Annotated in this window: 9 protein-coding genes; 8 read left to right on the top strand and 1 reads right to left on the bottom strand. The window is 71.6% G+C overall.

All coding sequences use genetic code 11. The annotated features are described in order from the left end of the window. Positions 1 to 150 precede the first annotated feature (150 nt). From G3I65_RS43970 to G3I65_RS43935, 8 genes are all read left to right on the top strand, one after another. Positions 151 to 1,710 carry an anthranilate synthase component I gene (locus G3I65_RS43970; protein ID WP_160701358.1) on the top strand — a complete coding sequence of 520 codons (1,560 nt, stop codon included), beginning with the start codon at positions 151 to 153 and terminating at the stop codon, positions 1,708 to 1,710. Positions 1,711 to 1,744: 34 nt separating this feature from the next. After that, entirely contained in the window at positions 1,745 to 2,272 is a 528-nt protein-coding gene (locus G3I65_RS43965; protein ID WP_160701359.1) for a Trp biosynthesis-associated membrane protein, read from the top strand. 124 nt (positions 2,273 to 2,396) lie between these two features. Further along, positions 2,397 to 3,206, top strand: a complete 810-nt coding sequence (trpC, locus tag G3I65_RS43960; protein ID WP_086856543.1) for an indole-3-glycerol phosphate synthase TrpC — start codon at positions 2,397 to 2,399, stop codon at positions 3,204 to 3,206. Then, the gene (trpB, locus tag G3I65_RS43955; protein ID WP_163046856.1) at positions 3,185 to 4,414 is read left to right on the top strand and encodes a tryptophan synthase subunit beta; all 1,230 of its coding nucleotides are present in this window, start codon (positions 3,185 to 3,187) and stop codon (positions 4,412 to 4,414) included. Before trpC ends, trpB begins: the two co-directional genes overlap by 22 nt. After that, positions 4,411 to 5,202 carry a tryptophan synthase subunit alpha gene (gene trpA, locus G3I65_RS43950; RefSeq protein ID WP_160701356.1) on the top strand — a complete coding sequence of 264 codons (792 nt, stop codon included), beginning with the start codon at positions 4,411 to 4,413 and terminating at the stop codon, positions 5,200 to 5,202. Before trpB ends, trpA begins: the two co-directional genes overlap by 4 nt. 33 nt (positions 5,203 to 5,235) lie before the next feature. Beyond that, positions 5,236 to 5,616, top strand: a complete 381-nt coding sequence (locus tag G3I65_RS43945) for a MerR family transcriptional regulator (protein WP_160701355.1) — start codon at positions 5,236 to 5,238, stop codon at positions 5,614 to 5,616. 49 nt (positions 5,617 to 5,665) lie between these two features. Further along, entirely contained in the window at positions 5,666 to 6,205 is a 540-nt protein-coding gene (locus G3I65_RS43940) for a Uma2 family endonuclease (protein WP_160701354.1), read from the top strand. 46 nt (positions 6,206 to 6,251) lie between these two features. Then, on the top strand, positions 6,252 to 6,908 hold the full coding sequence (locus tag G3I65_RS43935) for a peptidoglycan recognition family protein (RefSeq protein ID WP_160701353.1): 657 nt from the start codon (positions 6,252 to 6,254) through the stop codon (positions 6,906 to 6,908). Here G3I65_RS43935 and G3I65_RS43930 read toward each other — a convergent pair. Beyond that, positions 6,900 to 7,866, bottom strand: a 967-nt coding sequence (locus G3I65_RS43930; protein WP_160701352.1) for a glutamine synthetase, incomplete at its 5' end; no start/stop codon positions are given. The genes G3I65_RS43935 and G3I65_RS43930 overlap by 9 nt on opposite strands.

The raw sequence follows: 7,866 nt of genomic DNA, 5'->3' as shown, positions 1-7,866 counted from the left end.
GCGGGCCGCCGGCCGCGGCGGCGGGAAGTAGTGTCGGTGTTGTCGGTCGTGCTCACGGCTCCATCATGACGCACGACCCCGCACAATTCAACGTTCAATGAATTTTGGCCCCGCCGTCGCCGGATCTGCCCGGGGCGGCACAATGAGCCCATGGTCAGCGCTTCCGCCGGTTCGACCGGTCCCGGCTCGGTCAGCCCGTCCCGCGAGGACTTCCGCGCCCTCGCCGAGAGCCGCCGCGTGATCCCGGTCGTGCGCCGGGTCCTCGCCGACGGCGAGACGCCGATCGGGGTGTACCGCAAGCTCGCCGCCGACCGGCCGGGCACGTTCCTCTTCGAATCGGCCGAGAACGGCGCCTCCTGGACGCGCTGGTCGTTCATCGGCGTGCGCAGCCCGGCCGCGCTGACCGTCCGTGACGGCGAAGCGGTCTGGACCGGCACCCCGCCGGTCGGCCTGCCCAGCGAAGGCAACCCGCTCACCGTGCTGCGCGAAACGATCGAAGCGTTGCACACCGAGCCGCTGCCCGGATTGCCGCCGCTGACCGGCGGCATGGTCGGCTACATCGGCTACGACTCCGTGCGCTGGCTGGAACGGCTGCCCGAGCTGGCCGAGCGCGACCTCGACATTCCCGAGCTGACCATGCTCCTGGCCACCGACCTCGCGGCGTTCGACCACCACGAGGGCACGGTGACGCTGATCGCGAACGCCGTCAACTGGGACGACTCGCCCGAGCGCGTGGACGCGGCCTACGACGACGCGGTCGCCCGGCTGAGCGCGATGACCGAGCAGCTGCAGGTGCCCGCGCCCGCCACCGTCGCCGCGTTCGATCGGCCCGCGCCGGAGTTCGTCCGGAAGCGCTCCAAGGAAGACTTCCACGCCGCGGTCGAGAAGGCCGTCGAGGCGATCAAGGCCGGCGAAGCGTTCCAGATCGTGCCGTCGCAACGGTTCGAGATCCCGACCGCCGCCGACGCGCTCGACATCTACCGCGTGCTCCGGACGTCCAACCCGAGCCCGTACATGTACCTGCTGCGGCTGGAGGGCTTCGACATCGTCGGCTCCAGCCCGGAATCCCTCGTCACGGTGCGGGACGGCCGCGCGACCACGCACCCCATCGCGGGCACCCGCTGGCGCGGCGCCGACCCGGAAGAGGACGCCCAGCTGGCCAAGGACCTCCTCGCCGACGAGAAAGAGCGTGCCGAGCACCTGATGCTCGTCGACCTCGGCCGCAACGACCTCGGCAAGGTCTGCAAGCCGGGCACCGTGCGCGTCGTCGACTTCTTCCAGATCGAGCGCTACAGCCACGTCATGCACATCGTGTCCACCGTCACCGGCGAGCTGGCCGAGGGCAAGACGGCCTTCGACGCGGTCACGGCGTGCTTCCCGGCCGGGACGCTGTCCGGCGCGCCGAAGGTCCGCGCCATGCAGCTGATCGAGGAGCTGGAGCCGGTCCGCCGCGCGCTCTACGGCGGGGTCGTCGGCTACCTCGACTTCGCCGGCGACGCCGACACCGCGATCGCGATCCGCACCGCGCTGGTCAAGGACGGCATCGCGCACGTCCAGGCCGGGGGCGGGGTGGTCGCCGACTCGGTACCGGACTACGAGGACACCGAATCGCTGAACAAGGCCAGGACCGTGCTCTCCGCGGTCGCCGCCGCGCAGACGATGGTGGCGGCGGGCACGCTCGACCCGGCCGCGGACTCCGCCCATGTCTGAGCCGGTCGCCAAGCCGTCGCGACGTCCACTGTGGATGATCGTGACCGGGCTGCTGCTCGGCGCGCTCGCGCTGTGGGGCGCGTCACGGCTGACGTGGTTCGCCGAATTCCGCGACGGCGGCGTGCGCGGCACGGTCCTCTACCGCGAGACCGGCGAGCAGCAGGCGACCGCGCTGGTGCCGCTGGCCCTGCTCGCGCTGGCCGGGGTGGCCGGCGTCATCGCGACCGGCGGCTGGGCGCGGCGCGTCCTCGGCGTCGTGCTCGCGCTGGCCGGCGCCGCCGCGGTCTGGACCGGAATCGACGGCGTCCGCTTCGGCGGCTACGCGGCCGGGCTCCCGGTGTCCCAGATGCTGATCGGGCGCGGGCTGGCCGTGCTCGGGGGAATTCTCGTCGCCGCGGGCGGGTTGGCAGCCGTCAAGGGCGCGGGCAAGGCGGCCCGGCTGGGCGCCAAGTACGCGGCTCCCGCCACGCGGAAGAAGACCCGCGATCCGGACGCCGAGCTGTGGGAAGCCCTGTCGGAAGGGGAGGACCCGACCGACGTCCGCGGCAGGCATTCGGAGTAACGCACGCACCCGGAACCGAGCGCTCCAGATGCGGGGGTTAGCATCGTTTCGGCGGGAAGGGGAAGGTTTTTGTGAGCGACCTTGCGAGTGAATCCGTGAGCACGTGCCAGGGCGGGGGCGCCCGGTGAGCGTGCTCGAAGACATCGTCGCCGGCGTGCGGGAAGACCTCGCCGTGCGGGAATCCGCGCTGCCGTTCGACGAGCTGAAGATCCGCGCGGCCGCCGCCCCGGCGCCCCGCGACGTGATGTCCGCGCTGCGCGAGTCCGGCATCGGCGTGATCGCCGAGGTGAAGCGGCGCAGCCCCTCCAAGGGCGAGCTGGCCGACATCCCCGACCCGGCCGCGCTGGCGAAGGACTACGAAGACGGCGGCGCGCGGGTGATCAGCGTGCTGACCGAGCAGCGCCGCTTCGGCGGGTCGCTGGCCGACCTCGACGCGGTCCGCGCCGCGGTGGACATCCCCATCCTGCGCAAGGACTTCATCGTCAGCCCGTACCAGGTGCACGAGGCCCGCCTGCACGGCGCGGACATGGTGCTGCTGATCGTCGCCGCGCTGGAGCAGAACGCGCTCGTCGCGCTGCTCGACCGCGTCGAGTCGCTGGGCATGACCGCGCTGGTGGAGATCCACAACGCCGAGGAGGCCGACAAGGCCCTCGAGGCGGGCGCCAAGGTCATCGGCGTCAACGCGCGCAACCTGCACACCCTCGAGGTGGACCGGGACGTCTTCTCGCGGCTGGCCCCCGGCCTGCCGATGGACGTCTACAAGGTCGCCGAGTCGGGCGTCCGCGGGCCGGGCGACCTGATGTCCTACGCCGGGCACGGCGCCGACGCGGTGCTGGTCGGCGAAGGGCTCGTCGCGTCGGGTGACCCGAAGGGCTCCCTGGTCAAGCTGGTCACCGCCGGATCGCACCCCGCCTGCCCGAGGCCGTCCCGGTGACGGAAAAGCACGACAAGCACGACCCGGACGAGCGCGGCTACTACGGCCCGTACGGCGGGCGGTTCATGCCGGAGGCGCTGATCGGCGTCGTCGACGAGGTCGCCACCGAGTACGACAAGGCCCGCCACGACCCGGACTTCCTGAACGAGTTCAACCGCCTGCTGAAGGACTACGCGGGCCGCCCGTCGCTGCTCACCGAGGCCAAGCGCTTCGGCGAGCACGCCGGCGGCGCGCGGGTCTTCCTCAAGCGCGAAGACCTGAACCACACCGGCTCCCACAAGATCAACAACGTGCTGGGCCAGGCGCTGCTCACCAAGCGGATGGGCAAGAAGCGCGTGATCGCCGAGACCGGCGCGGGCCAGCACGGCGTCGCGACGGCGACCGCGTGCGCGCTGCTCGACCTCGACTGCGTCGTCTACATGGGCGAGGTCGACACCGAGCGCCAGGCGCTGAACGTGGCCCGCATGCGGCTGCTGGGCGCCGAGGTCATCCCGGTCAAGACCGGTTCGCGGACGCTGAAGGACGCGATCAACGAGGCGCTGCGCGACTGGGTGACCAACGCGGACACCACGCACTACCTGTTCGGCACGGCCGCCGGGCCGGCGCCGTTCCCGGCGATGGTGCGCAACTTCCACCACGTCATCGGCACCGAGGCCCGCGAGCAGATCCTGGAGCAGGCCGGGCGCCTGCCCGACGTCGTCGCGGCGTGCGTCGGCGGCGGGTCGAACGCGATCGGCATCTTCTCCGGCTTCTACGACGACCCGTCCGTACGGCTGGTCGGCCTGGAGCCGGGCGGCGAGGGCATCGAGGGCAACCGCCACGGGGCGACGCTCACCAAGGGCACCCCCGGCAACCTGCACGGCGCGATGACGTACCTGCTGCAGGACGAGGACGGCCAGACGGTCGAGTCGCACTCGATCTCGGCCGGGCTCGACTACCCGGGCGTCGGCCCCGAGCACGCGTGGCTGAAGGACACCGGCCGCGCCGAGTACCGGCCGGTCACCGACGCCGAGGCGATGGACGCGTTCAAGCTGCTCTCGCGCACCGAGGGCATCATCCCGGCGATCGAGTCGGCGCACGCGCTGGCCGGCGCGCTGGTGCTGGGCCGCGAGCTGGGCCCGGACGGGTTGATCGTGGTCAACCTTTCGGGCCGCGGCGACAAGGACATGGACACGGCGGCGAAGTGGTTCGGGTTGGTGGGCGAGTGAGCGGGCTGGACGACCTCTTCGCGACGACGCGCGCGGAGGGCCGCGGCGCGCTGGTCGGCTACCTGCCGGCCGGGTTCCCCACGGTTTCCGGGTCCAAGGACCTGATCGCGGCGTGCGTCGACGGCGGCGCGGACCTGATCGAGGTCGGTGTCCCGTATTCGGACCCGGTGATGGACGGCCCGACCATCCAGGCCGCGTCGGTGACCGCGCTGGACAACGGCTTCCGCCTCAAGCACGTGTTCGAGGTCGTCGAGTCGGTGGCTTCGCGCGGCGGCCGCGCGGTCGTGATGACGTACTGGAACCCGGTCAACCGCTACGGCGTCGACCGCTTCGCCCGCGACCTCGCCGCGGCGGGCGGGCTCGGCCTGATCACGCCGGACCTGATCCCGGACGAAGCTGCTTCGTGGCTGGAAGCTTCTTCGGCCCACGGCCTAGACCGCACGTTCTTGGTGGCGCCTTCGTCGTCCGAAGAGCGGCTCGCGTTGACGGCGGCGGCGTCGTCGGGCTTCATCTACGCGACCGCGGTGATGGGCGTGACGGGCGCGCGCGACCAGGTCGGCGCGGGCGCGGAGGAGCTGGTCCGTCGCACGCGAGCGCACACGACCCTGCCGATCGGCGTGGGCCTGGGCGTCCGCTCGGGCGACCAGGCGGCCGAGGTGGCGTCGTTCGCGGACGCGGTGATCGTGGGCTCGGCCCTGGTCACGGCGGCGGCCGAAGGCCCTTCCGGCGTGCGTGCGCTGTCCGCGGAGCTGGCCGACGGCGTGCGCCGGGCGGTCGCCACCGCTTGACCTGGAGTGCGCTCCAGGTGTCAGGCTGGCACCGTGACGTCCTACACCCCGGCCCAGGTGACCGAAAAGACCGGCTTCACCATCGACACCCTGCGGTACTACGAGCGCATCGGCCTGCTCCACCACGTCGGCCGCACAGCCGGCGGCAGGCGGGTGTTCACCGACCAGGACGTGGAGTTCCTGCAGCTGCTCAGGTGCCTGCGGTACACGGGCATGCCGGTGGCGGAGATGCTGCGGTTCGTGTCGCTGCTCCGGTCCGGTGAGGCGACTCGGGAGGAGCGTGTGGAGGTGTTGCGCGACCACGAGCGTCGGGTGGCGGCGCAGATCTCGCGGCTGCAGGAGCACCAGGACCACATCCAGTTCAAGATCCGGCTGTACAGCGGGGCGGAGGAGCTGGCTGTCGCACCGGCGTGACGCCCTCACCTGATCCAGAACTGTCGGTGGCGGTCCGCATACTCGTGTGATGATCCACAACGCGTTCTTGAGGCCGCCACGACCGGACGGTTGGACAGTCGACGACGTTCTCGCCCTGCCCGAGGAACAAACCCTGCTTCAGCGGACCGAACTCGTTGACGGGGTACTTCTCGTGAGCCCGTGGCCGGGGCTGGAGCACCAGCGGCTTCTCGGGAAGCTCCAACGCGCCTTGATGCCCGCACTGCCGGACGGTACGGAGTTGCTGCCGGGCGTGAACGTACGCCTCGAAGGCCAGCGGCTGGTGGTCCCGGACCTGGTGATCCTCAACCGTCCCGGGGCTGACACCCTCGCCTTCGCGGCGAGCGATGTCCTGTTGGCAGCGGAGATCGTCTCGCCATCGACCAAGGTGCAGGACAGGATTCTCAAGCGGGCTGTCTACGCCGAGGCCCTGATCCCGTTCTACCTCCTGGTCGAGCCGGACTCCGCCACCCTCTTCGAACTCCACAGCGGCGACTACGAACCCATCGCCAAGAGTGACAACGGCGAGCTCCACCTCACCCGCCCCTTCGAGGCCACCCTTCGCCTCTGACCCGCTTTGTACGAAAGCTGTACGCGGCTCGATCAAGCTCCGCGGCATGGACTTCGACTTACGCCCCCTCCCACGCCGCACCTTCCTCCGCGGCGCGGCCGGCGTCGCCGTCGCGGGAGCAACCGGGCTCCTGCTCGCCAAGTCGGCGGAAGCGCAGACCGCTCCCCGGATCTACAGCTGTGCCGAGTGGGGCGCGCGGCCCCCGGCCGATGCCCTCACCACCCTCGACCACCCCGCGAACCGCATCCTCATCCACCACGTCGCCAGCGCGAACAGCACCGACTACTCGCTCGCCCACGCCTTCCAGGTCGCCCGGGACGACCAGCACGACCACATGGACAACAACGGCTGGTCCGACACCGGCCAGCACTTCACCGTCAGCCGGGGCGGGTACCGGCTCGAGGGGCGGCACGGGAGCCTCGACGCGCTGCGCGGGCGGACCACCATGATCCAGGGCGCGCACTGCCCGGGGCAGAACACCAACGCCATCGGCATCGAAAACGAAGGCACCTACACCAGCGTCGAGCCGCCGGAGGCGCAGTGGGCGTCGCTCGTTGTCTTCTGCGCCTACATCTGCCGCCAGTACGGTATTTCGCCCGACGAGATCAAGGGCCACCGCGACTTCTACAACACCGAATGCCCCGGCGACCGCCTCTACGCCAAGCTCCCGCAGCTGCGCGACGAGGTCAGAGCCTCAATGTAGGTACCGCACCACGGCGCACAGCTCGTCCGGCGGCAGCGAACCCAGCCGCGCGATCTCGCCGCGGCGCACGTCCATCAGGGTCGTCGCCAGCTCCGGGCCGAACGCCGCGGTCAGCTCCGGATCCGCTTCGAACGCCGCCACCGCGTCCGCCAGCGACGTCGGCAGCCGGGCCGCCGACGGGAGCGTTCCCGGGTCGACGTCCACCGGGGCCGGCAGCGAGGCCGACGCGGACACGCCCGCCAGACCCGCGAACAGCAGCGCCGCCACGACCAGGTACGGGTTCGCCGTCAGGTCGAAGCACTTGACCTCGAAGTTCGCCGTCCGGTCGCGCTGCCCGGCCGGGCCCTGCACCAGCCGCAGCGGTGCCTCGCGGTTTTCCAGGCCCCACGCGCTGAACACGCCCGCCCAGTGGTGCGGCTCCAGCCGCAGGTAGCTCACCACCGAGGGCGCGCCGATCGCCAGCAGGGCCGGCAGCCGGGAGAAGATGCCCGCGCCGAACGCCTCCGCAGCCGGCGTCAGCCCGAAGGGACCGTCGCCGCCGGAGCACAGGTTGCGGTCGCCGTCCCAGATGCTCAGGTGGACGTGGCCGCCGTTGCCGACGCCGCCCGGCTCGAACTTCGGCGTGAACGACGCCCGCAGCCCGTGCCGCTCGCTGACCGTCCGGATCGTCTCGCGCGTCAGCACCGCGATGTCGGCCGCGCGCACCGGGTCGTCCGCCGCCACCGACAGCTCGAACTGGCCGGCCGCGTACTCGGGGTGGATCTGTTCCACCGCAACGCCTTGCGCGGACAACGTGGCCACCAGCGCGCGCAAGTAGGGCGCCTGCGCGGAAAGCCGCGCGTAGCCGTAGGCCGGGCCCGCGGTGGCCGAGCGCGGGTCGTCCGGCGCGTCCGCCGCGGTGATCACCCATTCGAGCTCGAACGCCAGCCGCGCGCGGTAGCCCCGCGCGGCCAGCTCG

Source organism: Amycolatopsis sp. SID8362 (genome assembly GCF_010550475.1).
GTDB classification, from domain to species: Bacteria; Actinomycetota; Actinomycetes; order Mycobacteriales; family Pseudonocardiaceae; genus Amycolatopsis; species Amycolatopsis eburnea.
The sequence above is the reverse complement of the archived record's forward strand: the minus strand, read 5'-3'. Positions and strand labels throughout refer to the sequence as shown.

Bases quoted from the DNA above. Each gene is read 5' to 3' on its own strand.
- G3I65_RS43935 (WP_160701353.1), top strand. From the start codon at position 6,252: ATGGACTTCGACTTACGCCCCCTCCCACGCCGCACCTTCCTCCGCGGC.
- G3I65_RS43965 (WP_160701359.1), top strand. From the start codon at position 1,745: ATGATCGTGACCGGGCTGCTGCTCGGCGCGCTCGCGCTGTGGGGCGCG.
- G3I65_RS43970 (WP_160701358.1), top strand. From the start codon at position 151: ATGGTCAGCGCTTCCGCCGGTTCGACCGGTCCCGGCTCGGTCAGCCCG.
- G3I65_RS43940 (WP_160701354.1), top strand. From the start codon at position 5,666: ATGATCCACAACGCGTTCTTGAGGCCGCCACGACCGGACGGTTGGACA.